Source organism: Spirochaetota bacterium (assembly GCA_038043445.1).
GTDB lineage: Bacteria > Spirochaetota > Brachyspiria > Brachyspirales > JACRPF01 > JBBTBY01.
The window spans coordinates 1-25,963 of the sequence record JBBTBY010000005.1; the positions used below are offsets into that span (position 1 = coordinate 1).

The following is a 25,963-nucleotide window of genomic DNA, read 5'->3' on the forward strand; positions in this document are numbered from 1 at the left end:
TGAAGCTCGTTCGCCGTCCGTTCTATCTCTGTCTGCGTATATCGCGGACGCGGATCGTACGCTGCCCAGGCATCCTTTCTCCACCCTGCCTTGCCAGATACCACGAACTCCCGCCGGCGTTTTCGCCAGCCGGTAAGCAGATCGCAGAGTTCATACTGATCGTTCGCAAGATCGAAAAGCTGATATCTTCCGATGAGCGGATACCAGGCAAGCTTCCATCTCTCGGTGCGCACGCATCGCTGGGTATTGCGCATCGGCTCACCGGGCTCCTCGGGGCTGTAGAATTCGCAGAGAATGGCATCGCGGACGCGTTCTTTCTCGCCGCGAAGCACAGGCACGAGAGAAAAGCCATCGCTTGCTGATGACGGGCGCGATATTTCGGCGAGATCGCAAAGCGTCGGAAGAATATCGACATGATGTGACATGGCGGTGAAACGCCCGCCGACAGGTATGCCCGGCCCCCTTATGACGAACGGCGATGCTATGCTGTGATCATACATGTTCTCTTTACCGAGAAGGCCGTGACTGCCGTTGGCTACGCCCTGATCGCCGGTGAACATGATGATGGTATTCTCAAGTTCGCCCCGTGCTTTGAGAAGTCCCAGCACACGCCCTATCTGATGATCGATATGACTTATCATCCCGTAATACCGTGCGCGGTAGCGGCGCATCGCATCCTGCTCACGCGGCCAGTTCTCGATAAGTTCGTCGCGTATGACCATGTCGCCGTTGTCGAAGGGATGCTCGGGCATATGGTTCGGATAGAGCGGCATGTCCGCCGCGTTATACATCGATGCAAAGGGCTCCGGGCTCACATGCGGATCATGCGGGCCGTGGAAAGCGAGATAGCAGAACCATGGCATATCGCTTGGCGCATGGTCGATAGCGTAGAGCGCCGCATCAGCGAAGAGCGCATCACCGTGGTCTTCCACTTCGCCGTAGGGCTCCTTGAAACGCATGTAATGGGCATGCTCCTGATAATCGTTGAGATTATCCTTCGTGCCGAACGCACAGTGCACCGCATCATACCCCTTGTCGCGCGGGTGCCCGTCATTATGCCATTTGCCGCAATGCATCGTGTGATATCCGGCATCGCGGAACGCCTTCGGCATGAGCGTGAGCTCGGGGTTTATCGGCATACCGAACCACGGCACCTTATTCGTGAACGTATTACAGCCGGTGAGTATCTCCGCCCGAGCGGGGGTACATATCGGTGTCGTGCAGAAATGGCGATAGAACGCGCTGCCGTCGTTCGCAAGCGTATCGAGATTCGGCGTATGGATATGGGGGTTGCCGAGCGCATGTATCGTATCGAAGCGCTGATCGTCCGTGAGTATGAAAAGTACGTTCGGCTTCTTCATGATGCTCTCCTGCGCTCCTTATTTGATGAGAACGGGGGACGGCCCGACCATTATCGACGCCCCGGTCAACTCATGCTCGTCACCGTAGAGCCCCGCCGTCTTCGACGCTTTCCATTCCGCCGGCAGTGCGAACGATGAATCGCCGTCCGCATTCCAGACGATATGCGCTTTTCGCTCGCCGCGTGCAAGCTCGACCGTCCACACACCGTCCTTGTCGCGTGCGCAGGACCTCATCACCGAACCGACAAGCCATTTCGCTGCGGAAGCATACGCAGACGCCGTATCCTTAAATGTTCCGTCCTTCTCGATAAGTCCCATCGCGTTATTATCCATCGAATAATAATAGTACCGTTCTATCCCGAGGGCCCATGTCAGGATATAGCAGCGCGCTACGAAATCGCCTGCCGCGCGGTATGAGAAGAGCGTATCCTTCTCCGTGCCGAGCACCTTCTTGAATGCGACGGCTTCCTTCGATTCAATGCGCCACCCCGCTTCGGTGTTCCACACCGGGAGTTTCACCCCAAGCGCCGATCGCGCTTCATCTATCTCCTGTGCACCGCGTATCATTATCTCGGGTTTATCCCAGGTATAGAAATGATACCCGAGCGCATTCGCATTCCGCGCCATACCTTTTTCGAGAAGTGTCCGCATGAACCCGGTATTGCCGACCGTAGATGATGCGACCATGACATTCGCGGGGTCTATCTCTTTGAGCACGGCCGCCGCTTCGCGATTGAGCATGACGATCTCATCCTGAGTTCCGGAAAAGAATGTTTCATGGTTCACTTCGTTCCATATCTCATAATGACGTATCACGCCCTTATACCGCGTCGCCACCGTGCGGACGTAGTTCTTCCAGTCCTCGATGTTCTTCGGGGGCGCAGCCCATCCGGTCTCTTTCGCCACACCTTTATTGTACGCCGACGGTTCATCCGGCTTTGACGACGCCCACGTCGGTGTCAGCCCGAGCACGAGCAGCACCTCCGCCCCATGCTTTCTTGCCGCTTCCACATACCAATCAAGCTTCTTGAAATCCCAATTCCCTTTCGTCGGCTCAAGATACGGCCACATCGTCCGCGAATCCCAGAGGCGTATCGCTTTGAACGGGATATCGGGGAATTCAGTCGATGTCGACGGCCAATGACCGTGTATGTGCATCCCGAACAATTGCGGCGGTATGGCTGTCTTCGGCGGCGATAGCACTATGCCTTCCGCACCCGTGCCCTCGACCGTCGTCATGCTGATATCATCGACGAAAAGCAATCCCTTACTGGTAAAGCGTATGACGAGCATTGCATTCGGATCATTATCGTTCGCAGTTTCCTCATGTTTGTACTCACGCCATGCGTCGGTCACCTGTACGGTCTTGCTCAGATACACCGTATAGGGAGCCTTTGTTCTGAACACACGCACCTCGGCAGAAAGCCCATCGGTCCCCTTCATCCAGAATGACATCCGATACCGTTGTCCCTTTACGACGTTTATATTGGTACCGTTGAGCATCTGCACGGCACCCGAACGGAATTCCGTGCAATCCATCTTCTGCGCATGGCTGCCCGAGCGCGGCGTTTCGGTATCGTCGGAATACGTGAGCGAGAGTTTCGCCCAATGAAGGCAGTTGTCGTTCCAGCCATTCGCCCAGCCTTTATCGGAGAACCCCTCGGACTCGAAACCGCCGTTGCGTAGAAGCTCCGTGTTCGCACCAAGCATGGCGGTAACGGCAAAAGCAGCAAGCACCTGAATTCGCATGATGATATCTCCATCGAAGCATCTTGCAATGCGCAATACTCCGTCTATAATGTCCCAGTCCGGGTAAAATGTAAATAGCAAAAAGGAAGGATGATGTCAAAAAAGGACATCAAAGAACGGCTCCTTGCCGCGCTCGCTCCCGTCCCATCCAAGGCATACTTCGCGGTCACCCACGCCTATGACCTCACGGTCCCGAAGGATTGGCTCATAATCGATCGTGTTGTCGATGAAGGGCATATCCTTTTCGTTCGGAGCGGGAACGGCAGATATATTGCCGGCGGGAAGGTAATAGCCCTCACGCCGGGTAAGGTGATACTGATATTCCCGCATACACCCTACAGCGCGTATCCTGATCTAAAACACCGCCCATCGATAATACCCATTCGCTTCACGCTCCTGGACAGAACCGGCAAGAACAGATTCCCGGCACGGCTGCCGCCCGTCGTATTCACACCGACGCGGCGATTCGCCTATCAGGAGCTTTTTGAGTCGATACACACGAATTTCGTCAATGCGCGCACCTCGGAGCATGCTGCGGGCATGGCCGGCACGCTCATGCACATACTTATATCGATGATAACCCGCGATGCATTCACGTCCGAGGACGCCGGAAAAGCAATTCTCACTGCAAAGCGCTACATCGATAGGAATCCTGCTGAGCGCATATCTATCGCCGCATTGGCGAAGAAAGCTGGATGCTCAAGGAAGCGGTTCACCCGCTCTTTCCTGCGGCAGTTCGGCACCTCACCGAAAGCATATGCCATGAACGCACGCATGCGCTATGCGCGCTATCTCATCGAGCAGACCGAGGAGAGTATCGCTTCGGTAGCCAGAACGCTTCACTACACCGATCAGTACGTTTTCTCAAAGCAGTTCAAATCAAACTTCGGCGTGCCGCCATCCGCCTGCCGCGCGCATCATGCCGATCAAAAATAGCTGATGCGTGATCGATACCATGCGATTTTATATTTATCGTCAAGACGGCACCGTCCGGACGTCGTCTACTTCGTTTTCCTCTTGTACACCCGTACGTAATCGAAGTAAACATTATAACTGAAGTCGGAAATCCGCTCGATGATCTTCACCTGCGCGTCGCTGACTTCCGTGGCCAGTATGATGAATTCGTTCGTGTGCGATAGCGCCGTTGCGGTGGTATAGCTTTTCACCCCGTCAAGAAAAAAAGTCCACTCCGTCGGAGTCCATTCGAGTCCGACCGTGTGGTATCCGTTCATAAGATCGGGAATGTAACGAGTCTGCGAACCCAGGAATTTGTGATCCTTGCCGTAACCGTCCCAGTGTATATTGTGCGTCGTGATGCCCATTTCCGGATCCCAGCATTCGTAGATGTCCACTTCCACTCCGGAACGTCCGGGGTCGCCGATGAACTTTCCCGTCGTTGGGGACTGCAGCCAGAACGCCGACCAATGTGCGCCATGTGAATTCTCGTATCGCACGCTGCATTCGAAATAGCCATATACCGTTTCGAACTTGTTCTGTGACGCTACATGAGCGATGAGTATTTTATCGCCGTCGCGCTTTACCGACAGCACCGCATTCCCACTCCCGTCAAGCCGGACCATGGTGTTTGTCGCGAATCCGCGAAGGCGCGGCCCCTCTACGCGGAACATCCATTTCGACATATCCAATGCGGTGCCGTTGAACTCGTCCTGCCAGACCAGTTGATAATCATCGGATGGCGGCCCGCTTCGTCGGCTTCCTTTCACCTTGATCGCCGATGAAAGCCCCGCGTCTTCGGCAGCGGCAGTCACTTCTTCCGTGGTAAGCGCGCGATCGTATATTTTGACTTCGTCGATGAAACCGGTCACCCCGGTACCGAATACAAGCGGGGCTTCGTTGACAACAATTTCGCCCGAAGGCATTTCCTGATTTCCGCACGGAACGCCGTCGACGAACATGCGGACGATTTTCGTCCGTCCGTCGAATGCCGCGACAAGGTGATGCCATGCTCCGTCAACTACGGACATTTTCCCGTTCACCTGGTTGAACGCCTCCTTCGCACCAGAGAATGTTGCGCTGAATCCGGTGGTGCCGTTGCGCATATGGACGTAGAGTCCGATGCCTCGAGTTTTCCCCCATTTGGACGCCAGGTTTTGCCATTGCCCGTTGGTACCCGGTAGTTTCACAAGCAACTCGATGGTACATGCGTCTCCGAGATTGAACTTTTCAGACGAAGGCACCTCCGCCGACGTCGATCCATTGAAGGAAAGGCATCCGCCTTTTTTTCCGGGAACGAACTCGGCGCCCTTGAGCACACCCTCCATCCCACCGATCGAATCCCGTATCGAAGAGCCGCCCCCTTCCTCGAACGACCACCATGCGATGGGTTTTACGCCCTCGCGGGGATACGCTGCCGCCGCCCATACGATCGCACCTAACAGAACGAATTTTATCATCGATCTCCTCCGCACAAAGCAATGTTTCAAGCCAAAGCAATGCTGTCCGCCCCGGAACAATTGCCATATTACTGTATTATAGAACAACAGAGCCGTCAATGTATAATGGTACAGAATAAATGTATAATCGTACCGTTCATTGACAGCGAAATGTTGCCGTGTATACTGACCAGCGATGAGTAATTTTATTCACATTTCATATTACCCTTTCATCGCAGAGGACAATCCACCCCATGGGCATGCGTATTGGGAAACGGTAATCGTCCTTAAGGGAAGTGGGATAACCGTTGCCGAAGAAACGGAGTATCCGCTAAAACCGCGCACTATCATCGCCTTTCCGCCAAAGTATCGGCATGCCGACCGTCTGCGCGGCGCGTACGGATGTTATGTGATAGGCGCCCGCGATTTTCCGGGGGTGCACAATCTTGTACATGCACACGATAACGGCACCATAACGGGGATGGCGCATCTGCTCTACAGGGAATTCCACCGAAAGCATCGCGGCTGGAGAGAGTCATGCGAGTCGATCCTTGCCTGTATGCAATCGATACAGTTACTCAACCGGTGCGCCGTTGTCGACGATGAAGCGGTATCTCGGTTCGAAGACATCATCATTGAACATATTCATGCGCCGAATTTCAATATTCGCCGCTCGCTCTCGACACTGCCGATATCGCCGACACGGATGTTCGCACGATTCAAAAAGGCGCGAGGCGTTTCGCCGAGGCAATACCTCATCAATCTCCGGCTGCGCGAAGCGGCGACGCTGCTCACGACAACGGATATTCCCATCGATGTCATTGCGAATCGTCTTGGGTTTTTTGATAGATATCATTTTTCCAGGATATTCAAGCAAAAAATAGGATATAGCCCCGGGTACTATCGGAAATAATGTCCATATCATTCCTTGACAGGAGCGCAGTATGGCATTATACTATCTGTACTGCTGCTTGGTACAGTTAAGCACATTGTAACAACGCTGGAAGGCGGGGAGATCAGTGTATGAAAAACATATTCGGGATGTTCGGGAAATACTTCGGCGTCATCGCCATCTGTGCTGCCTTTATCGTTGCTGCTATCGCGGTCTTTCTTAATCAACGCATCGATGAAGATGCATTTCACATCGTCAAGACGGGCGAAACGCTCGAGTCGATAGCCAAGTCATATCACGTATCGGTCGATACGATCTGCAGCGAGAATTATCCCGATGTGCAGGCCAATGACAGAATAACCGTCGGCATGAAAATAAAGCTCCCGAAAAGTGCGCTTGCAAGCACGATCACTGTCCGCTTAGCCCACTGGCAGCTTGAACCCGGCTGCCGCGAGGGCATCAATTACATGATAAAGGAATATCAGAAACTCCATCCGAACGTGAAGATACTACAAAACACCGTCCCTGAATCAACGTACGGTCAATGGTTCATCACCCAGATGCTCGGGGGCACGGCGCCCGACCTCATCGAGTGCGCGCTCGGCGTGCCGTATAATCTCCTCATCGGTTACTACATGAGGTACTTCACGCCGCTCACCGACCAGATGATGAGCCCCAATCCATACAACAAAGGCAATGAATTCGAAGGGATGGCCCTCCGCGATACGGCGAAGGACGGCTTCAAGAACTGCTATGTCCCGGACGTTCAGGAATATATGACCATCGGCCTTTCAATGCATATGGTACGCATCTACTACAACAAAGACCTGCTGTTGAAATTGACCGGCAGTACGAACGCCCCGACATCGTGGCAGGAATTCCTTGTGATATGCGATACGATAAAAAAGCATAAATATATGAACAAAAAGACCGCGGAAGATCTCGCGCGGCTCCGCAAGGCCGCTTCCAATGCAGCCGCACATCTCAGCGAATTGAAAGCGCGGAGCAGTGCGGCATCGAAGACGGCCCGTGCGGAACGCATCAACGCCGACGCACAGAAAAAACTCGCCGCGTACGAAATGACGGTGACGCCGTATGTTCCGATAGCGAATTCGAGCTATCACATGGGAATGCTTGAAGGATCGTTCTTCAACGTCATCACATCAAAGGCCCGCGACAGGATCGATTTCAATCATGACTGTACCGTCAGCGCTGTTGAACAGTACATCGGTTTCAAGACCGGGCTCATCGATATGAACTACTCCCCCTACCGCTCGCGATTCACGCTTGTGGCACAGATGTCGAGTAATTCCATGCAGGGATTCACCGGGCTCAAGCGCGACGATGCGGTGCTCATGTTCGTGCAGGGCCGTTCGGTGTTCATCGTCACCGGGACTTGGGACGCGCTTACGCTCGCGGAACAGGCGAAAGACAACGGCTTTGCCGTCGGCGTGATGGATTTCCCCTACCCGGACAGGAACAGCCCCGATCTATACAGGGATTTCGTCGGCCCGTCATTCGAGGACCCGTCCATGGGTTTCCCATTCGGCTGCCCCACGCCGGAAAGCGCGTCAGAACGCAAACGCTACGCCATAGACTTTCTTCTGTTCATGGCATCGAAAGAGAACAATTACAAGCTCAATGAACTGATCGGCTGGATACCGTCGATACGCGGAGCCGCCACATCCGGCGTTCTCAAATTCTTTCAGCCGCACACCGATGGTGTTATGGGCGGATGGAACATCAATCTCGGCGGCGAGTCGATAATAAAATGGCAGCAGGTGTATGCGATGTACCAGGTAGGTCAGCTCTCCTATGATGACATGTGCAGGGATTTCATCCCGTACTACCTTGAACGCGGGTACAACGATTATATCACCGTGAACAAGAACTGGCGGCGAAGCATCGTGAACGATGAAAAGCTCGCGACCATGCTCCGGGTAAAATCGTTCGCAGCGACCAATGAGCAGAAGCGCGCCGAATATTCGGCAAAATACCGATACGTGCTCCTCCGGCTCAACCGCGAGGTCGATGTAAGCTATGAGCGATCGCTCCTTACCCGTGTGGCCGCGAAGAATACGGTATCGCCCGCTTTCGACTACAGCGCCATCGCGCGCGCACGGCTCGGGATGCGCTGAGCACCGGCACATGGCGGGGGCTGAGAACGCGATGAACATTGAAAGCACCAGCTTCATCACCACCGTCTCAAGCGTTAAGCGAGAGATAGTTCAGAACGAGATCATTCGAGCGAAAAAGGGCAACGGCGATAAGATCCCGTCAGTGCGGGTCCTTGCAAAAAAGTACCGCGTAAGCCCGACGACGATCATGCGCATCGTCGCCGAGCTTACCGGCGAAGGCGTACTGATAACCTCGGAAAAACGAGGCGTCTTCATCAACGCTATCGATCTCTGTTCACGATATCTCATCCCGAAGGACAACATTGCGGTCATTGTCAATGCGTTCGGCTACTATTATGACGAGGTCCTCGGGGTCATCGAAGCGGAGGCTGACAAGCGCAATCTCCGTATCATATTCCAGACTTCCGGATGGGGCTACCGCGATGTATCGCCGATCATCGCCGAACTGGGCGGGTTGAGCAGGACCGCCGGCATCATCATGCGCATCCCGGACGGATTTTCCGATACAACGCCATTCATGCATACGATATCGCAGGGTGTGCCGATAGTGTTCATCGACAGCGACCTTGCGGAAGTGAACACCGACAGCATCACCGTCGACAATATCACCGGTGCGCGCCGGGCGGTCGAGCACCTCATCGAGAACGGGCATACGCGCATAGGGTTTTTCAGGGAGCCGACGCAGGTGCGCTCATCGGTAGAAGCGGACCGATACCGCGGCTACTGTGCGGCCCTCGCTGCGCACGGCATAACGGCACCGAACGAATTCGATATCCAGCGCTCCGAGGACGACCTGTCCCTTGCAGATGCATCGCTTCGCGATCTCATCGCATCGCAGACGATAACGGCTTTTTTCTGTTATAACGATCTCTATGCTCATTGGCTCATTGCGTACTGCCGAATGCAGAACATATCGGTGCCCGATGACATCTCTATCGTCGGGTTCGACAATGCGCGTTCGCTGCCGACACCGAGACTATCGACCATGGACCCGCACAAGGAAGAGATGGGCCGTCATGCCGCACGGCTTCTCTTTCGGCGCATCGCTTCGCCATACGATGCCTATGCCCCCGAACATATCGTATTGACACCGACACTTGTTCACGGCGATACCGTACGATCACTATCAGGAGTTCGATGATGCGAAAACACCTTCTCGTCATGCTATTCTCTTTTGCCGCGTTGACCGGCGCGGACGATGAGCTCGATGCCGGTTATACGCCGGTATTCACGACAGCGTTCGGATCTGCATCCGTGCCGCTGAAAGGCAATGACCGCGTGAGCGGCGTACTGCCCGACGGATGGCGGGAGGATTCCGCTTGGGCAAAGACCTGGGTGAACTATACCGTCGTATCGGAGCGCGGCGAAAATTCCCTCCGCATCTCCGTGACGAATATCGTTGACGGCAAATGTCAATTCACCCACGATATCCCGCAGAAGAACGGCATCTGGCGCCTTCGCGTCCGTGCCCGTTCCGCCGACCTCCTCACGCTCACTGTCGGTGTTCGGGAAACTGGTCCGAAATACAAATTCCTTGCACTCGCCCGATTCTCGCTTACCCGTGAATTCAGGGAACATCTGTTCGAATGCACGCTCCCGGCCCATACGCAGCCGACGGCTCTGTACGCGCTCATCGAGGACAGGGGCGAGATCGATATCGCCTCATTCGTCCTGGAAGAAAGCGATGAAGCATCAATGGATAAGCGATTCCGTCTGCGCTACCCCTATGCTGAGAACGGGAATCTGCTCCGGACAACACGGCTTCCCCTCGGATTACAGAGCGGCTGGATGCTTGACCGTAACCGCTCCGACGGCGATGATATCGTCATTGCCGCGGACACGTCGGAGAAAGGGCCGAGCGGATATCCGCCGCTTACACTCGAGAATCCCGGCGCCACATCGCAGCTCTACAGCGAACCGTTCTTCGTGCCGCTGAGCGGAACACACATCGCGAGCATGTATGTGAACGGACGCGGGAAAGGATCACTTGCCGTACTCGGCGAGGGGAAAACGCTCGCGACGAAGACATTCGATCTCGGCGATGTTCCTTCGGACGTTTTCACGTTCTCGGGGGCATCCGCAGCAGTGACGAATATATCGCTCCCCGACAATTCACGCGGATACCGTATCAGTATCCCCAAAGCAGGGGCGAACCCGTGGGACGTTCGGCTTGATGCGGTATCGCGATACGACATCGCACTTGGAGATACTGTTCTTATCGTCTTCAATGCCCGAGCGCTATCCGCCGACAGTTCCGGTGCTGATAATAATTACATCAAGATCGAACAGAGCAGCGCACCCTATCGCTCCGTGCTGTCGCAGAAATTCAGGCCCGAAACAGAATGGAAGCGCTTCGTGTTCGCAGGCTCCGCACCGATACCATACGAAGCAGGAAAATGCCGCGTGACATTTCAGCTCGGGGCGAACCGCCAGGAAGTGGAGATAGCGAATATACGCTGCATGGATCTGCGCCGAACGATGGTCCCCGACGAAGCGATCAGGGCCGCGAATGCAAGCGCGCCGCTTAACGGCACCGATATGCTCAACGACGCTGAGACGCGGACAGGCGCATGGACGCGCGTTGCCGTTCCTTTCAAACCGATCCCCAACAGCCGCGGCCATGCGCTCATGCTGTCCTGGAGCGGTTCCCTTCGCATTGATGCCATGCAGGTCGAGCGCGGAGAGACACCGCGGCCATATGCGCCGCAATCGACTGCCGAGGTGTCGCTGGCATCGCCTCAGTATAATAACATCTTCTTCGACGGTCCGCCCACCGCGGATTATTGCGTCACCGGGGCACCGGCAGGTTCATTCCTGCACGCAAGGACTATCAATGTCTACCGCGAAGAGAGCGGTCTTTCCAGGGTAGCGCTCTCCGGTAAAACGATGCAGAATGGGAACATCAGCATCCCTCCCGGCAGGAACGTATACGGGTCGCAGAGGATAGAAACATGGGTCGCTGACGCCGGCGGAAAACGCATAAGCCCATTCGCCGAGATCGTACTGCACCGCATGCGTACACCGCGCTATTGGAAAGCGGACGCTCCGCGCTCACCCTTCGGCATACACACCATCGCAACGACTCGTCATATACTCATGGCAAAGGCGATGGGATTCAATTGGACGCGCCTGCACGATGCCGGTCTCAACTATATCGGCTGGTACCATCTGGAACCGCAGAAAGGGACATGGATGTTCAGCGATGCGGATATACAGCGCTATCGAACGCACAGCATGAAGGTGATGGGTGAATACTCGACAGCCCCGCGATGGGCGAGCTACGGCAGGGACATAAAGCCCCAGTCGGAATACTTTGACCGCTTCTATCAGCCGCGCGATCTGAACGATTATGCGAACTATGTGCGCGTTGTAAGCGAACGATACCGCGGCATCATCGATACATATGAAGTGTGGAACGAGCCGTGGATACACGCATGGTGGGGCGTCGGCTTCGATACCGCGAAAGGCGAGCGTGACGGATATATCACCAGCAAGAACGCCCAGGCCGACTACGTGAAGCTCATGGCGGCAGCATACGCTGCGGCAAAGAAGGTCGACCCTTCCATAACCGTTGTCGGCGTCAATACGACGGCGAATAATACCGAAGACCCCGCATCGACGCAGCGCCGATTCAATGGCCCGGTATGGAGCCGCGGGGTGAGTGACGCCGGCGGGCTCGCCTACTGCGATGCCGTCTCATACCATCACTATATCACAACAGTGAACGGCTTCCCAAGCGACGGCGTGGAAAAAGGCGGCGCGGAATCGCTCGATGTGTTCAGGACTGACGGCCGACATCAGAAACCCGTCATTATGAGCGAGGGATCATCGATAATGAGCTCCATCGGCGGCGGCCTGTATAAACATACCCTTCCGGTAGAGGACAATGAGGACTGCATGCGAACCGCGAACATGCTCATACGATACATGACTTCTTTGCTCGTCAACGACGTCCAGCGCATGTTCCTCTATTCCATGCATTGCTTCAATCACTTCTATCGCGGCAATGCATACCGTTTCCTTGTGAACGAGGACGGCACCATGCACCCCGCCGGCGTTGCTGCGAACACGTTCACCTGGCTCATCGAGGACATGCGCTTCGTAAAGACCGTAACGCTCGCTCGCGGCGTATACGCATACCTCTTCGACGGTGACGGGCGATCGGCCGCTGTCATCTCAACGTGGACATCTGAGCGCGAAGAGTACATACCGCCGGCACGGGATGACATACGCTGTTATGATATTTTCGGGAACACCTGGCGGCAGGGGGTGCGCATCGGACCTGCCGTCATGTATGTCTCTGCGAAGGGTAACGCATCGGCACTTGAAACGATGCTGACAAAATGATCGTCAGCACCTTGCCTGCCCTGCTCAGTCGCGATTGACGAAAAGCCCGCTCAGCGAGAACGTTACGAACGCCAGGTGCTCGTTCACCACAAGGTCTTTCACTGCGCGCGAAGGCCGCTGACGGTAGGTGTAATTGATATCGATGTCAAGATTCGCGTTGCCGAGCTTGATCCGCGGCGTTATACCGGCAAGCCCGCCAAGACCGTAGACGGGCGGTTTTCCTGAGAAGATTATCATCGTGCCTTCGATCCCGGCGCGCACGGAGAGCCAATCGAATAACCAGTGTTCGATCGCCGGCATGAGCTTGCCCATGTACATGCCATGATCGTAGTAGATCTCGTTCATCTGCTTGCCGACGATGAACGTCCGCTTCTCGTTGAGCGCGAACGTTATCGTATTCTCGATGAATATCGGCGTCCGGTAACTGATGAAATTCGAGACCGTTGTATCATAATACCAGGCATTATCCATATAGTAACTGACAAGCGTATCGAACATAACCGAATCGGACGGGTCCTTGATCAAGATCCCGAACTCGGCACCCCAGACGATTTTCTGGTCGAAATCGTAATTCGCCTGCGCAGGGTCCTTCCTGTCCTTTCCGATAGCACTGCCCTTTGCCATGAATACATGCGTCCCATTTGTCCAATTCGGGGATGAATCATAGATCCCAATTTCTCGGTACGCAATGGCAATGCCCGCGCCGAAACCCACACACTCACCTAAAGAGAATCCCGAAGCGAGCATGCCGCGATGATAGGAACCACCGTTGTTCTGAAAGGTACTATAGTTCATGAAATTCGGGTTCCCGGGGTTCTTCGGTATGAGCCCGCCGGTGATCGGGTCGCTGAAGCCGCTGAAATTATACTCAAGCGTCAGCCCCCATCCTTTTGTCACAGGAATGCTGTATCCGATAATGCCTTGACCTCCCATCTCCAGCGCACCGTACCCGTTCCCAGTCAAGGGACCCGACGGCTGCTGCACCCATGCCATGAATGCATTGTCCGGCACGATCATGATCGGAAAGTTCTGGATCGACAGGGATGCGTATATCCTATCCTGCTTCGCCGCACCGAGATACGCCGGGTTCACCATCGTGGTATAACGTTCGGGAACGACCTTGAATTTCGATGTGGCCCCGGAAAGCTTATTGAGGAACGCCTGCACGACCTTGTTGTTCGGATCGAGCTGTTTCGCCGCATACAGTTCGGCTTTTGCCTTCGACATATCCTTGTTATCGTACGCATCGATACCTTTCGACAGCTTTACGACCGCATCCTCGTTCATCGCCGTCTTCGATGCGAGCGCATCATTGATGGAGCGATCGACACCGAGCTTCAACGTCGTGAGAATGTCCTTCGCGAAGAAAGCGCTTATGTACGGGTAGTTCTTTCCCGGCTCGGTTATCTGCTTACGCCAGACGACCTCGCCCGTTTCCACCTTCGTCATGCGAAGGCTCACGATGAGCGAGCCCGGCATGCTTACGATATCCCCGAAGACGATGAAATCGCAGGCGAGTATCTTCCCCGCCTTGACGGAATCCTTTTCATCGACAGCGCCGGTAAGCGATAGTTCCATCTCCTTGAAGAGCTCGGAGCGCTTCTCGCGTTCGACAAGCCGCACACGGGGCGATTTTTTCACTTCAAAGGCGATGAGCTCGGAGAAACCTTTACCGATATATTTATGCTCGGGATTATCGGAGCTTACCTTAAAGTCATTGATGGCTATCTTGTTCTCGCCGGGGGTCGACACGCCCATGCCGCCTGCAGTGATATCCCGTTCATCAGCGAGTGCCGCATTCGATTCAGTATCGTTTATTTTCTTGACGGCGGACTTCTGCACCTCGACGACACCCATATGCTTCGTCTTGATACGCACGGTCGACTCGGTCTCTTTCACCAGACCGTGAATGACATCGCCATTCTCAAGTATAACGGTTTTTTCCTGCGGCACGGCGATCGCCATGCAGAAGATCGCAAACACCATGATCCGTATTGCCCGCATGGATATCCTCCAGACGAAAATATATCGATCCTTCGGTCATAGTATACAATGCGCGGGAATATTTACCAGCGGATGCAGCCGACGGCGCTAGAGCAACGCGTCTACTTCGCGCTTGAACGGTATTGAATCGGATGCGCCTTTGCGTCCAACTGATATGCCGGCGGCTATCGTCGCCCGTGAAAGGCATTCGGAAACGGATGCGCCGCTTTCCGATGCGGCAAGGAAATATCCGATGAAGGTATCGCCAGCGGCCGTCGTATCGACGACGGGAACGCGCTCAGCGGATACCGCAGTGCGCCCCTGACGGTTCGCGTAGATCGCACCGTCGGCACCGAGCGTAAGCAGTACATTAAGCCCTTCGTATCGTGAGAGAAGACCTTCAATGACCGCATCGGGGCCGGACACACCGGAAATTCCCTCAGCCTCCGTCTCATTGACAATGAGCGTATCGACTAGATGAAGCGGATAATCGCGCACCGCGGGCGTGTACGGCGCGGCGTTGAACCATATGCGGCGCTCAATCGCCGCGGCTTTCTGCATGAGAAGCGGAATATCGTTCACCTCATTCTGCAGGAGGACGACACCGTCCGCGGCAGCGAGCGCAGTATCCATGGCCGCAGGCGTATTATCGAAATTGGCGCCGGGGAAAAGGATTATCGCATTCTCTCCCTTGGCACTGACCTGTATTACCGCATGGCCGCTCGGACACTCTGAAGTTCCCAGAAAACGAAGGTCGATACTTTCCTTTGCCAGTATGTTCCGAAGCCATTCCCCATCGCGCCCTATACTGCCGGCGTGAGCGACAGTCGTCCCGGCACGCGCGAGGGCAATGCTCTGATTCGCACCCTTGCCGCCGAGCGTAGTAGTAAGCGAAGCGCTCGCTATCGTCTCCCCGGGGCGAACGAAATGATCGACCGCATAAACGTGGTCGGCATTGATGGAGCCGTAGTTCAGTATCATATGTTCAGTATAGCACGTTATCGCGATTGCCGCTACATACCTTTCGAGATCGTCGCGAAAAGAGAGAACAAGGGGACATCCCTCGACTCCGCTCGGGAACCATGCCCCCTTGTTCTCAGCGATGCTGATGACGTTATGTTGTTCGCAATCCTATCGTGACAGATGATCAGTATTTTCGCGACAGCCTCCATTCTTTTCAGAGCCGGCTCACCAGGAGCTCCTTGAACGCATGCGACAAGCGCTCCCTGTCCTTCCATCGTATCGCAGTGCGCACCGGACGACCGCTGTCGCTTTTTCTCGTGTATCCTTCATCGTCCACAGCAAGCATCATCTCTTCCATTTCGAGAAGATCTTCGCTGAATGCGAGATAGACCGCCACCGTATCGAACAGTATCGAGCTCTTTCCGGTGTCCGGGCCGTGACGCCACATCGCATAGGACTCCATGACGGTGCGTGTGACCGGCAGCGTCGATGCCGCGGCGCGTTTGTAATGCTCACCGCTCAGAACGATATCAGCGCAGGTATCGAGCGGGGTTATCGTAATGGGCCACGACGCGCGGAACATCGCCTGTGCCGCAGCCACATCCTGCTTAACGTTCCATTCAGGGATGATGCCGTCGAATATGCCCTCCTCGCGATTCGTCTTGTGATGCTTCGCAATGGAGCCGAACATGGCCACGATACGCGCTCGCTCGGCGATACGTGGCTCACGGCGCAGCGCCTCGGCGATATTCGTCACCTGCCCGATAGCGATCAACGTCACCATTTCTGATGATGACATAATGACGCGGATCATCTCGTTGACACCGTCGGGATACATGGTGATGCCGGCGGCTTTCGGATCGAAACTGTCTATCCACGGCATTATCTGCACCGTGTTCTTCCCGCACGGCACGCCGATGCCGACGGGTATATCCGTACGCCCGGCGGCGGCGAGCATTTTCGCGACGATGCGCGCACGCGGTTCGGGGTCGCCCCGCACGGTGGTAATGAGTTTCACGTCAAGCTCGGGCGAGTTCAGAAGCATTGCGACAGCCCACGAATCGTCGATATCGTCGCCGATGTCAGTGTCGAGGATGACCGGTATTTTTTTCATTGGTGAAACTCCATTCCGCTGTATTTTCATATCATCTCATATCGCTGCTTTTGCGCAATATTCACGGAGAAGCCGCGTGTAACAGCGGAACATCTCCACGCTCACATCGGGCGGCGTCTGATGATCGGTCGTGGGGATATACCCGCCGGAACGCATCACCGGCAGAAGGCGCTCGAACTCGGTGCGTATCGCATCCTCTCCGCGATGCATGACGGTCTTATCAAAACCGCCGATCATGCGCCACGACGGGTGATCATGCCTGAGCTTTGCCACATCGACACCGGCCATCCGCTCGAGCGGCAGGCACCCTTCAATACCCGCGTCGATGAACCACGGCACGACGGATGTCACGTCGCCGTCGGTATCCACCATGGGAATGATGCCGCGCGTTTTCGCGAGGGGGATGATGCGGTGATAGCACGGCGCGATGAATTCATCGAACTGCTCGCGGCTCAGCATCGGCCCGCTGTTATACGACAGGTCTTCCGCGAACGTCATGACATCAGGCGTAAGGTATTCGAGCACAATGTTGAGACATGCGGCATTATATCGGCAGAGGTCATCGTTCATGCGCTTCATAAGCACCGGCTGATCGAAGAAGGCATAGAGATGCCGCTCCACGCCGAATATCTCGCGGGGATACCAGAAGAAGCCGTCAAGCTGCAGCCACACGACAACATCGCCCTTCGCGTGCATGTCGGCGATACGCTTCAACCGATCACGGTCTATCACTGGCCCTCGTGCGAGCACCGGAGCGACAAGATTGTCATAATCAGCCTCGGTATCGATGACGCCCTCGCTCCTGGTCTTTCCATCCGGACGCGTGATGTTCCCGCGCGGTGAAAGCCATATCCATTCATGGACATCCATTGAAAAGTGGCGCAGCACATCCTCACGAGAGAGGTCCTTCGGGAGGCCTTCGTCATGCCAGCGGGCAAGCGTTTTGTCCCACCAGCATATCCATTCCATCGCGGGTAATGTATCGACAGGCTTGAAGTTCATCACCCGTTGAAAACGTTCACGCACGTTCATTCGAACATCTCCCTGATAATCTCTTTCGCTATACGCACCCATGCAGGTATCCTGCGCGGGTCATTGCCAACCGTCGAAACATCCTTGAGCGTGATATCAAAATGGCAGTCGCGCAGCGACAAGAGGTCACGGCGGAGGATACGGCGTATGCGATCCTCATCGAAGCCGACACTCACCATATCCGTAGGGTTCGGGCGATAGGAGATGATATAATCATTACCGATGGCTTCGGCACATTTCGCCACGTTCGCATACGGCGTCACGGCTATGCGTTTCAGGTTCGGGATCTTCCTGAGAAGCGGTATCTTCGCCGTCAAGTCCTCGCAGCAACCGTAGCCGACCGCACCGTATTTTTCAAGTATCGGTATCTGATAGGCAAGCATGAACTCATCGAACATGGCAGGCGACACCATGGTGAATTCCTGCGATGCACCGAATCCCCAGAGATCGCTCCGAAGCACCGGCGCATCGCTTGCCGAAGGCTCGATACAGCCGCCGCCGTACGGCTCGCCCTGACAGTATGCGTCGTATGCATGGAGGTCACCGGCGGCTTCGCCTGACAACTGATCCGCGAGCACGCCGTCGCGCATGAATGCAAGGAGCTCATGGAGCCATGCCGGGGCATCGTACATGTCGAGCAGCACCTGTTCCTGACCGCGAAGCTTTATCAGATCGCTGCAGATATCGCCGTGAAAGTTCCGGTAGAACGGCGCACGCGAAACGACGACGGGTATGATATCGCCGATAGCATCCTGTGCACGGTATACTCGTTCATTCGTCGCCTCTTCATCGAACGCATGGTCCGGCAGGGAAAGCTTCGCGATATCGGCATACGATCGCAGCGGTACATCATGAAAAAAATCCCTGCCCCCGCCCGCGAGCGACTTGACCTTGAGGCTCACACCCCATAGTTCCGTGTTGCCCTCACCCCACGGGATGCCGCCGTCGGCGTAGACCGCATGAACGAGATGATACGGTTTCAGCACGGTGTCATCCCCGAGGGAATGCTGATAGAGCTGATACCGCAGAGATATCTCAAGGCCGCGAAGGAACGGATCTTCTGCCGCAACGGTATGCATCTGCGTTTCATGGAAGCCGTTCCCCATCACCTGCACCGGGGGACGCGTCATGGCGAACGCATGCAGATCGCGCCAACGCTGTCTGCGCTCTTCCAGGGACGCATCGCCCGCCGCCTCCGCATATTCGCGGGCAAGACCGCGTACCATCTCTATCTCCGTGCGAACCGGCGCAATGGTCATAACCGCTCCTTGCGCGTTAATATACGATCAATGAGAATGAGGGGCAATGGATGGAACGACCGTTTTGCACTTTTCGACCGGCGGTTATATACTCGCGTCATGACGTTCAGGAACATACGCACGGTGCATGCTGTCCGCGGGAAGCATGTCGCCCCGCATACGCACGGATGGCTCGAGGTCGTCATCTATGTCCGCGGCAGCGGCGGCACCATCATCGGCGGCAGGCATTTTCCCGTGCGCGAGAACGATCTCACCATCACCCCCGGCGGCATCGCCCATGACCAGACCAATGATACCGATCTCGTCTCCGTCTGCATCGAGCTTGACGGGAGCGGACTGGAACGCTTCACAGGCCTCTGGCATGATACCTCGGGGCTGATACGGCTTGCCGGGGAACGGCTCCTTTCGGAAAAGGACAGCGGGCCGGGCGCTGACGATATACGCATGGGATACGCGTACGAATTGATCGGTCATATCAAGCGGACCGTCGAAGGGAGATCGTCCATGCGCAGCGACGGCGCCGTGCTCCAGCGCTCGCTCTCGATAATAAGCGAACGGCACGGCATGATAAGCGTCCGTGAGCTCACGCGAACGCTCGGGGTGACACAACGGCAGCTGCGCGACCTCTATCAGCGGCGTATGAGAACGTCACCGGTAAAGCATATCATCGACCAGCGGCTTTTCCATGCGCGCGCAATGCTCTGCACGAAGAGAGGCAGTGTGGAGTCAATTGCAGAGGAATGCGGATTCGACGACGTTGCATATTTCTCACGCATCTTCAAGCGGCATACGAATATCACCCCATCGGCGTTCAGAAAACGGGCGTTATCGCGTTAAGCATCATTCCGCGTTCTTCCTGACGCCGAACACAAAGAGCGCAAGCCCCATATAGAACAATGGATAGAACGCCGCGAATGCAAGGAGCAGCGCCGGATGATTGAGCGCGAACACGGTGCCGAGACCGAGCAGCATGAACACCGATAGAATATTGAGGAACACGCTCGCGAACACGAGAAAGAACGCCGTCTGCGGATCGCTCGAAAGCGCCTTGAATTTCAGAAAGAACATCGCCCCGATGACGATCATGCTGTACGCCACCGCGGCTGCGACCGACACGCGGAGCATCGGCGGTATGAACACGGCATTGACGACGAACGCCGCAACGGCGGCGGCCCCGAGCGCAATGCTATAAGGTATCAGTCTTTTTATTATCGCGTCGCCCATTGCTCCCCCTGATAAGCCGCATCGTTTCTTTATAGACAAGATAGCCGCCCACGACGATTCCGATACATGAACCGATGACAGTGAAAAGCGGCAGCGTCTTCATCCATCGGTCAAGGAATACGCCCCCGACCGTGAACAATGCGACCGCAACGGCGAGTTCCAGCCCGAGATTGAAATAACGCACGCTACTTTCTCGCAGGCCTGAACGGCTCTTTCTTCAGGTCTTCCCTGATGAAAGAACGATTGCAGTTGACCGTGCCGCCCAGAACGCCTATCGGCGTGCCGTTCACGACGATGCGTATCTCATGCACGGAGGGAAAATTCGCGAACACGGTAGAGAGCACGCTTTCCACGGCTGACACCTCGCGGCCTTCCTCGAGCTTGAGAAAGAACCCCTCGCTGAGATCGATGATGAGCGAATGATCCGTGTAGAAAATATTGCGCACATCCGTCTCATAGGGGATAAGCCGCATGAGCGACGGGCTCACGGGACCGTTACGCATCGCCTCAATGACCGCCTGTATGCGGCCGGCATCCGTGGACGCATTCAGCACTTCCTGCCGTTCGCTTTTCACGCGCCGGGCGCGCTCGTCATAGAAATATATCGTCCGTACGGAATACGGCGTGAACACGGAACGCATGAGCATCCACAGGAAGAATAGCGCCACGCCGGCTACGAACACGACGAAAAGTATCGCGCGGTTGCGTTTCCGTGCATCGCGGTCGATGCCGACGAACAATGATCGTATAGTGTCGAGCGGACCCATGGGATCCCCCTATTTCTTCTTCCGCGGCGGCTTCTTTTCTTCCGTACCGCCCGCCTCGTTCTCAGCCGGTGCCGGCTTGCCGGACGAGGATACCGAGGTAAGCTTTTCCTCTTCCTTGCGTATCGTCATGCCGAGCAGTTTTTCCATGTCCTCGAGATCGAGCACCTCGCGTTCAAGAAGCGCCTTGGCGAGCAGTTCGAGCTTATCGTTATGCTCCGCGATGAAGCGCTTGGCGAGCGCGTACTGCTCCATCACGATCTTCTCTATCTCGGCATCTATTTTCTGCGCCGTCTGTTCGCTGTAGTCCTTATGGCGCGCTATTTCTTTACCGAGGAATATCGGCATCTCCTTCTGCCCGAAGGAGAGCGGTCCGAGCGAGCTCATGCCCCATTCGCAGACCATGCGCCGTGCGAGATCGGTAGCGCGCTCGATATCGTTCGATGCACCCGTCGTGAAATTACCGTACTTATGCTCTTCCGCCGCACGGCCGCCGAGGAGCATGGCTATCTCGGCACGTATCTTCAGTACATCGGCGGTGTATCGGCCGTCCGTGGGAAGCTTCCATGTCGAACCGAGCGATCTCCCGCGCGGGATGATGGTCACCTTGTGAAGCGAGTCCGCGTGTTCTCGGAGCATTATCGCCACAAGCGTATGGCCCGACTCGTGATATGCGGTATTTTCCTTCTCGCGTTCGCTTATGACAAGGCTGCGCCGCTCGGGGCCCATCATCACTTTGTCTTTCGCTTCCTCAAGCTCGGAGGTCGAAACAAGTTTCTTGTTCCGTCTCGCCGCAAGGAGTGCCGCTTCGTTGATGAGATTCGCCAGATCGGCACCGGAAAATCCGGGCGTCGCTTTTGCGATGATCTTGAGATCGACATCCGGCTCCATCTGCACTTTCGCAGCATGGATGCGCAGAATGCCCTCGCGCCCCCGCACGTCGGGGATATCGACGACGACCTGCCTGTCGAATCGGCCGGGGCGGAGCAATGCGGGATCGAGAACGTCCGGTCTGTTGGTCGCCGCGAGGATAATGACGCCGAGATCGGTGGAGAATCCGTCCATCTCTACGAGCATCTGATTGAGCGTCTGTTCGCGCTCGTCGTGACCGCCGCCGTAACCGGCGCCGCGTGTGCGCCCGACGGCATCGAGCTCATCGATGAAGATGATGCACGGTGCGTTGCGCTTGCCCTGTTCAAAGAGATCGCGTACGCGGCTCGCGCCGACGCCGACGAACATCTCAACGAATTCGCTGCCGCTCATGCTGAAAAACGGCCGGCTCGCTTCGCCCGCCACCGCTTTCGCAAGGAGCGTTTTCCCGGTGCCCGGAGGCCCTACAAGGAGAACGCCCTTCGGTATCTTCGCCCCGAGCTTGGTGAATTTGCCGGGCTCTTTCAGGAATTCGACGACTTCCTGCAGTTCCACCTTCGCCTCTTCGCAGCCCTCGACATCCTTGAACGTGATATTGACGTCCTCTTTCCGGAGCATGCGGGCACGGCTCTTGCCGAACGACATGGCGCGATTATTTGCGCCCTGGATATTCCTGAACATGAAGAACCAGAAGATGAACGCAAGCACAAGGATAGGGGCCACGTTCATGATAAGGAGGAGCAGCCAGTCCTGCTTCTTCGCCTCGCCGCTGAATTTCACCCGATGTTTGGTGAGAAGCGGTATGAGCTCGGGGTCGGTATACGGTATATACGTCTTGAAAGGGAAATTGGTGGCCGAACCGTTGAACGATTCGGCGAAGACGCCGTTGATGTCATTGTCGACGATCTTCACTTCGACGACACGGTCGTTCGTGATATTCTCAATGAACTGCGAGTACGTCCAGACCTTGGGTTCATGCGTCGTGGATTTCCAGATGCTCGGCACGATGAACCAGAGAAGGACGACGAGGACGACAAGGAGGAGCAGTATCTGACTGCCGCCGCTCCCGTCCCCGGGGCCGATAGGCTTTTTCTTCGGCAGCAGTTTTTTCATCCCGTTCTTCTGACTCATCTACTTCTCCGTATGATACTTAGAATTCTTCGCCGTCGGCGGGGATGTCGAACACCGTACCGAACGCACGGATCAATTCCCCGGAAAGATATTTTACCGATGACGAATCGCCGGAGAGCTTGCGCCTCAGAAAGGTATTGAACTCGCGGCCTTCCATCATGTATTTATCTTTATAATAGAGATTCGCATGGCTTATCACGACGCCCTTCGCATAGCTGTGAAGATACCGTATCACGCCCATGCTGTCAACATCGAGCACGATGCCCGTATGCGTGAGCGGATCATCATATGCGCCGTTGCCGTTCGCATCCCAGGTGTTATCGAAGAACACGATGTCCCCGGTCTTCGGGCGTGTGCGACGGTATATCTTCTTGTACCCCTTAAGCGTGTCGTACATTATCTTCACGCCCGTGGTCCCCGAAATTATCTTCGCCTGCTTCTCGAACACCATGACATTCGCCGAAGTATAGGCGGCGAGCGTATACCCCGAGCAGTCGATGGAATACGTGACAAGGTCCTTTTTCTTCGGATGCGGAAGACGTATCGACTGCTGATACGCGGGGTTCATCCCCTTCACCTTCATGGCCCAATTGGTTATGTCGGCACGGGAGAGCATTTCCTGCTCTTTCGTCAAACGCACGCCCTTCTCATCCACCATGCGCTGATAGGACGAATCATTGCCGTAATTCTGGGCGAAAAGCGCGGACGCCGCACAAAGAAGAAATACAAATTTCATCGGAGAGCAACAATAGCATTCTTTTTTCACAAGTCAAATCGCTCCCGTGCATGTTTTTTAAGGCAGGCTATTCTAGCACAGGGGGCATAAAAGTCAATGATGACGTCAAGTATTCAACAAAATCGACCATATGCCGACTCATACACCCGTCAGAATCGCAAATAAGACAGATGACAATGCATGCTTGTTCTCTGCGCTTCCGCCATCAAGCACACACGGCCACCCGTAACGATGGCACGGCGGCCAAAAAAGCTTCGCACCCTGATCGCTTTGCGTTCGCTTTCTGTTCTATCGCCGCTTCCCCTCTTTCCGAACCGGACGATTGACAGATGCCCGATGGATTATATACTCCATGCACAGGCGGTTACGGCAGATGAGATCGTTCCCGATCGGCATCATACTATCGTTCGTTATTCTCTCCGCCACGCTCTTTGGGGAGATGCGTCACGAGCGTTTCATCCCGATCGATGCGCCCCTTGTCGCGATGTTCTCCCCCTCACGATGCGCCGAGAAAGCGGGGGAAAGCGCCCTTACCAATAACTTCATTCGAAAAGCGTTCGAGGAGATCGAAAAGCTTCGCATCATTTCCATTGTCACCAATCCCGCGGCATACGGCATCGATGCCCATGCGAATGCATATATCTTTATCACCGTCGCAACCAATGCGGCAAAGGTCGCCGAGGTCGGGCTCGTCCTGCGATTGGCAGACAGTGCCCGGGCAAAAATGGCGTTCGCTTCGTTCGCCGGGCAGAACGGCATGCGCATACTGCCGCGCCGCGGATATTCGCTCATCGCAGGCACGGGAAAGGGGATCGCCGCGGGATTCACCGACGATGCCTTCATTCTTCTGTACTCCGACCGGGCGCTCGAGGTCGAACTCGCGTTCACGCTCGATGCCCACATCGCGGCAGCTTCGGAGAAAAATTCCCTGCTCGCCGATCAGCGTTTCCGAACAGCAGCGGATCGAAGAACGGATATCGCCATCTATTCACACCTTGCCTTCGTCACGCAGCTCTTGTTCAGTCCCGGCAAGGCGATGCCGAACATTCGTCCGGAAAGCAAGCGCTTTGTCAGCGCGGGATTTGAGTTCTTCCCCGGACGCGTGGAGTGTTCGATCGACATCTACCGCATCAAGGCGGACGAGGAGCTCCGAAAACTTCCAAGAAAGCTCGATGCGCGCATCGCCCGCTATGCCGGCGAAAAACCACTGGCGCTCGTAACAGCCGCTTTCGACAGCACCGCCGCTTCGCAGATGGTCCGAAAAATATCAAATAACACCCTGAACGGCATCGCCGAACGTTTTGACCACGATCTCAACTACCCTTTCACGGATGCAGTAAAGCTCCTCAAAGGCGACTGCCTCGCATCCATCACCAAGCTCGATCTTGACAGGAAACACTACGAATTTTTTGCAGCATTCACCTGTGATGCTCCTGGCATGACAAAGCTCCTTAACCTCATCGCGGATAAGGGCGTGCTGGAACACATGACGACGAACAACACCGGCTACTACATGCTCGTATCCGAGGAGCCGGGTTTCGAGCTCGTGTATTTCATCGTCCGCGGCGACATCCTTTTCATCTCCACACCGGGCAGAAAGGACGTTCTCTTCGGAGCAGAACCGAAGGACCTCCCCTCCCCGGGATCGATGCATGCCATGACGGAGAACAGCGTCCACATCGCACTGAATATCGATGCCCTGCTGGATGCGTTCATCAGCGGCGGCACCGTCGATGCAGCGCTCGGGGCGCAGGCGGCGCGCGGCAAGCTCATGACACTTGCCATAAGCGCCGCGATGACACAGGACCGAACGGTCGCATCGACCGTTCGCGCCGGACTCGCCGACCCATCCATCAACGCGCTCACGCAGGTATTATCATGGATTGATGCCGTGTTCACCGATCTTAGCCCGTCACAATCAAAAAGGCGGAGAAACGAATAGCCGGGTCGAATTCATCATGCAAGAGAAATGCAACCACAGAGAAAAAGCAGGAGAACACAGAGATA

Annotated in this window: 20 protein-coding genes; 7 read left to right on the top strand and 13 right to left on the bottom strand. The window is 55.5% G+C overall.

From position 1 onward, the window contains the following. Both AABZ39_00665 and AABZ39_00670 read right to left on the bottom strand, forming a co-directional pair. The coding region (locus AABZ39_00665) for a sulfatase-like hydrolase/transferase (protein ID MEK6793258.1) at positions 1-1,361 on the bottom strand (1,361 nt) is incomplete at its 3' end. 18 nt (positions 1,362-1,379) lie between these two features. Next, positions 1,380-3,110: a carbohydrate binding domain-containing protein gene (locus AABZ39_00670; GenBank protein MEK6793259.1), complete on the bottom strand. Its 1,731-nt coding sequence runs from the start codon at positions 3,108-3,110 to the stop codon at positions 1,380-1,382. A gap of 93 nt (positions 3,111-3,203) precedes the next feature. Between AABZ39_00670 and AABZ39_00675 the strand changes: the two genes are divergently transcribed. Next, positions 3,204-4,046: an AraC family transcriptional regulator gene (locus tag AABZ39_00675; protein ID MEK6793260.1), complete on the top strand. Its 843-nt coding sequence runs from the start codon at positions 3,204-3,206 to the stop codon at positions 4,044-4,046. Positions 4,047-4,111: 65 nt separating this feature from the next. Here AABZ39_00675 and AABZ39_00680 read toward each other — a convergent pair whose 3' ends face one another. Next, a complete protein-coding gene (locus AABZ39_00680; protein ID MEK6793261.1) occupies positions 4,112-5,524 on the bottom strand; it encodes a LamG-like jellyroll fold domain-containing protein in 1,413 nt (470 codons plus the stop codon). A 175-nt stretch (positions 5,525-5,699) separates the two neighbouring features. On the opposite strand from AABZ39_00680, the gene AABZ39_00685 reads away from it, so the two are divergent. From AABZ39_00685 to AABZ39_00700, 4 genes are all read left to right on the top strand, one after another. Next, positions 5,700-6,416: an AraC family transcriptional regulator gene (locus AABZ39_00685; GenBank protein MEK6793262.1), complete on the top strand. Its 717-nt coding sequence runs from the start codon at positions 5,700-5,702 to the stop codon at positions 6,414-6,416. Positions 6,417-6,526: 110 nt separating this feature from the next. Beyond that, complete coding sequence (locus AABZ39_00690) at positions 6,527-8,533, top strand: extracellular solute-binding protein (protein MEK6793263.1); 2,007 nt, start codon at positions 6,527-6,529, stop codon at positions 8,531-8,533. A 31-nt stretch (positions 8,534-8,564) separates the two neighbouring features. Beyond that, entirely contained in the window at positions 8,565-9,674 is a 1,110-nt protein-coding gene (locus AABZ39_00695; GenBank protein ID MEK6793264.1) for a substrate-binding domain-containing protein, read from the top strand. Continuing rightward, positions 9,671-12,880 carry a hypothetical protein gene (locus AABZ39_00700; protein MEK6793265.1) on the top strand — a complete coding sequence of 1,070 codons (3,210 nt, stop codon included), beginning with the start codon at positions 9,671-9,673 and terminating at the stop codon, positions 12,878-12,880. Before AABZ39_00695 ends, AABZ39_00700 begins: the two co-directional genes overlap by 4 nt. A gap of 24 nt (positions 12,881-12,904) precedes the next feature. Here the strand turns inward: AABZ39_00700 and AABZ39_00705 are convergent, their stop codons facing one another. From AABZ39_00705 to AABZ39_00725, 5 genes are all read right to left on the bottom strand, one after another. Continuing rightward, positions 12,905-14,884: a hypothetical protein gene (locus tag AABZ39_00705; GenBank protein MEK6793266.1), complete on the bottom strand. Its 1,980-nt coding sequence runs from the start codon at positions 14,882-14,884 to the stop codon at positions 12,905-12,907. Positions 14,885-14,971: 87 nt separating this feature from the next. Beyond that, positions 14,972-15,844 (bottom strand): ribokinase, encoded by an 873-nt coding sequence (locus AABZ39_00710; protein ID MEK6793267.1) that lies wholly within the window; start codon positions 15,842-15,844, stop codon positions 14,972-14,974. Between the two features lie 196 nt (positions 15,845-16,040). After that, positions 16,041-16,940 (bottom strand): nucleoside hydrolase, encoded by a 900-nt coding sequence (locus AABZ39_00715; GenBank protein MEK6793268.1) that lies wholly within the window; start codon positions 16,938-16,940, stop codon positions 16,041-16,043. Between the two features lie 36 nt (positions 16,941-16,976). Next, entirely contained in the window at positions 16,977-17,972 is a 996-nt protein-coding gene (locus AABZ39_00720) for a uroporphyrinogen decarboxylase family protein (GenBank protein MEK6793269.1), read from the bottom strand. After that, complete coding sequence (locus AABZ39_00725; GenBank protein ID MEK6793270.1) at positions 17,969-19,231, bottom strand: hypothetical protein; 1,263 nt, start codon at positions 19,229-19,231, stop codon at positions 17,969-17,971. The genes AABZ39_00720 and AABZ39_00725 overlap by 4 nt, the downstream gene beginning before the upstream one ends. Positions 19,232-19,261: 30 nt before the next feature. On the opposite strand from AABZ39_00725, the gene AABZ39_00730 reads away from it, so the two are divergent. Beyond that, positions 19,262-20,068 (top strand): helix-turn-helix domain-containing protein, encoded by an 807-nt coding sequence (locus tag AABZ39_00730; GenBank protein ID MEK6793271.1) that lies wholly within the window; start codon positions 19,262-19,264, stop codon positions 20,066-20,068. 3 nt (positions 20,069-20,071) lie between these two features. On the opposite strand, the gene AABZ39_00735 is transcribed toward AABZ39_00730, so the two are convergent. The 5 genes from AABZ39_00735 to AABZ39_00755 are packed head-to-tail and all read right to left on the bottom strand — an operon-like array spanning position 20,072 to position 23,956. After that, the gene (locus tag AABZ39_00735) at positions 20,072-20,455 is read right to left on the bottom strand and encodes a hypothetical protein (GenBank protein ID MEK6793272.1); all 384 of its coding nucleotides are present in this window, start codon (positions 20,453-20,455) and stop codon (positions 20,072-20,074) included. After that, positions 20,418-20,639 (bottom strand): AtpZ/AtpI family protein, encoded by a 222-nt coding sequence (locus tag AABZ39_00740; GenBank protein ID MEK6793273.1) that lies wholly within the window; start codon positions 20,637-20,639, stop codon positions 20,418-20,420. The genes AABZ39_00735 and AABZ39_00740 overlap by 38 nt, the downstream gene beginning before the upstream one ends. Position 20,640: 1 nt before the next feature. Continuing rightward, positions 20,641-21,222, bottom strand: a complete 582-nt coding sequence (locus AABZ39_00745; protein ID MEK6793274.1) for a GerMN domain-containing protein — start codon at positions 21,220-21,222, stop codon at positions 20,641-20,643. A 9-nt stretch (positions 21,223-21,231) separates the two neighbouring features. Next, positions 21,232-23,202 carry an ATP-dependent zinc metalloprotease FtsH gene (gene ftsH, locus AABZ39_00750; GenBank protein ID MEK6793275.1) on the bottom strand — a complete coding sequence of 657 codons (1,971 nt, stop codon included), beginning with the start codon at positions 23,200-23,202 and terminating at the stop codon, positions 21,232-21,234. A 37-nt stretch (positions 23,203-23,239) separates the two neighbouring features. Continuing rightward, a complete protein-coding gene (locus AABZ39_00755) occupies positions 23,240-23,956 on the bottom strand; it encodes an NlpC/P60 family protein (GenBank protein ID MEK6793276.1) in 717 nt (238 codons plus the stop codon). Positions 23,957-24,329: 373 nt separating this feature from the next. On the opposite strand from AABZ39_00755, the gene AABZ39_00760 reads away from it, so the two are divergent. Beyond that, on the top strand, positions 24,330-25,898 hold the full coding sequence (locus AABZ39_00760) for a DUF4836 family protein (protein MEK6793277.1): 1,569 nt from the start codon (positions 24,330-24,332) through the stop codon (positions 25,896-25,898). Positions 25,899-25,963 lie beyond the last annotated feature (65 nt).

Coding starts and splice junctions, on each gene's coding strand:
- ftsH (MEK6793275.1), bottom strand. CDS start 23,202: ATGAAAAAACTGCTGCCGAAGAAAAAGCCTATCGGCCCCGGGGACGGG.
- AABZ39_00705 (MEK6793266.1), bottom strand. CDS start 14,884: ATGCGGGCAATACGGATCATGGTGTTTGCGATCTTCTGCATGGCGATC.
- AABZ39_00730 (MEK6793271.1), top strand. CDS start 19,262: ATGAGAATGAGGGGCAATGGATGGAACGACCGTTTTGCACTTTTCGAC.
- AABZ39_00735 (MEK6793272.1), bottom strand. CDS start 20,455: ATGGGCGACGCGATAATAAAAAGACTGATACCTTATAGCATTGCGCTC.
- AABZ39_00745 (MEK6793274.1), bottom strand. CDS start 21,222: ATGGGTCCGCTCGACACTATACGATCATTGTTCGTCGGCATCGACCGC.
- AABZ39_00755 (MEK6793276.1), bottom strand. CDS start 23,956: ATGAAATTTGTATTTCTTCTTTGTGCGGCGTCCGCGCTTTTCGCCCAG.
- AABZ39_00675 (MEK6793260.1), top strand. CDS start 3,204: ATGTCAAAAAAGGACATCAAAGAACGGCTCCTTGCCGCGCTCGCTCCC.
- AABZ39_00725 (MEK6793270.1), bottom strand. CDS start 19,231: ATGACCATTGCGCCGGTTCGCACGGAGATAGAGATGGTACGCGGTCTT.
- AABZ39_00760 (MEK6793277.1), top strand. CDS start 24,330: ATGAGATCGTTCCCGATCGGCATCATACTATCGTTCGTTATTCTCTCC.
- AABZ39_00700 (MEK6793265.1), top strand. CDS start 9,671: ATGATGCGAAAACACCTTCTCGTCATGCTATTCTCTTTTGCCGCGTTG.
- AABZ39_00670 (MEK6793259.1), bottom strand. CDS start 3,110: ATGCGAATTCAGGTGCTTGCTGCTTTTGCCGTTACCGCCATGCTTGGT.
- AABZ39_00685 (MEK6793262.1), top strand. CDS start 5,700: ATGAGTAATTTTATTCACATTTCATATTACCCTTTCATCGCAGAGGAC.
- AABZ39_00715 (MEK6793268.1), bottom strand. CDS start 16,940: ATGAAAAAAATACCGGTCATCCTCGACACTGACATCGGCGACGATATC.
- AABZ39_00720 (MEK6793269.1), bottom strand. CDS start 17,972: ATGAACGTGCGTGAACGTTTTCAACGGGTGATGAACTTCAAGCCTGTC.
- AABZ39_00690 (MEK6793263.1), top strand. CDS start 6,527: ATGAAAAACATATTCGGGATGTTCGGGAAATACTTCGGCGTCATCGCC.
- AABZ39_00710 (MEK6793267.1), bottom strand. CDS start 15,844: ATGATACTGAACTACGGCTCCATCAATGCCGACCACGTTTATGCGGTC.
- AABZ39_00695 (MEK6793264.1), top strand. CDS start 8,565: ATGAACATTGAAAGCACCAGCTTCATCACCACCGTCTCAAGCGTTAAG.
- AABZ39_00680 (MEK6793261.1), bottom strand. CDS start 5,524: ATGATAAAATTCGTTCTGTTAGGTGCGATCGTATGGGCGGCGGCAGCG.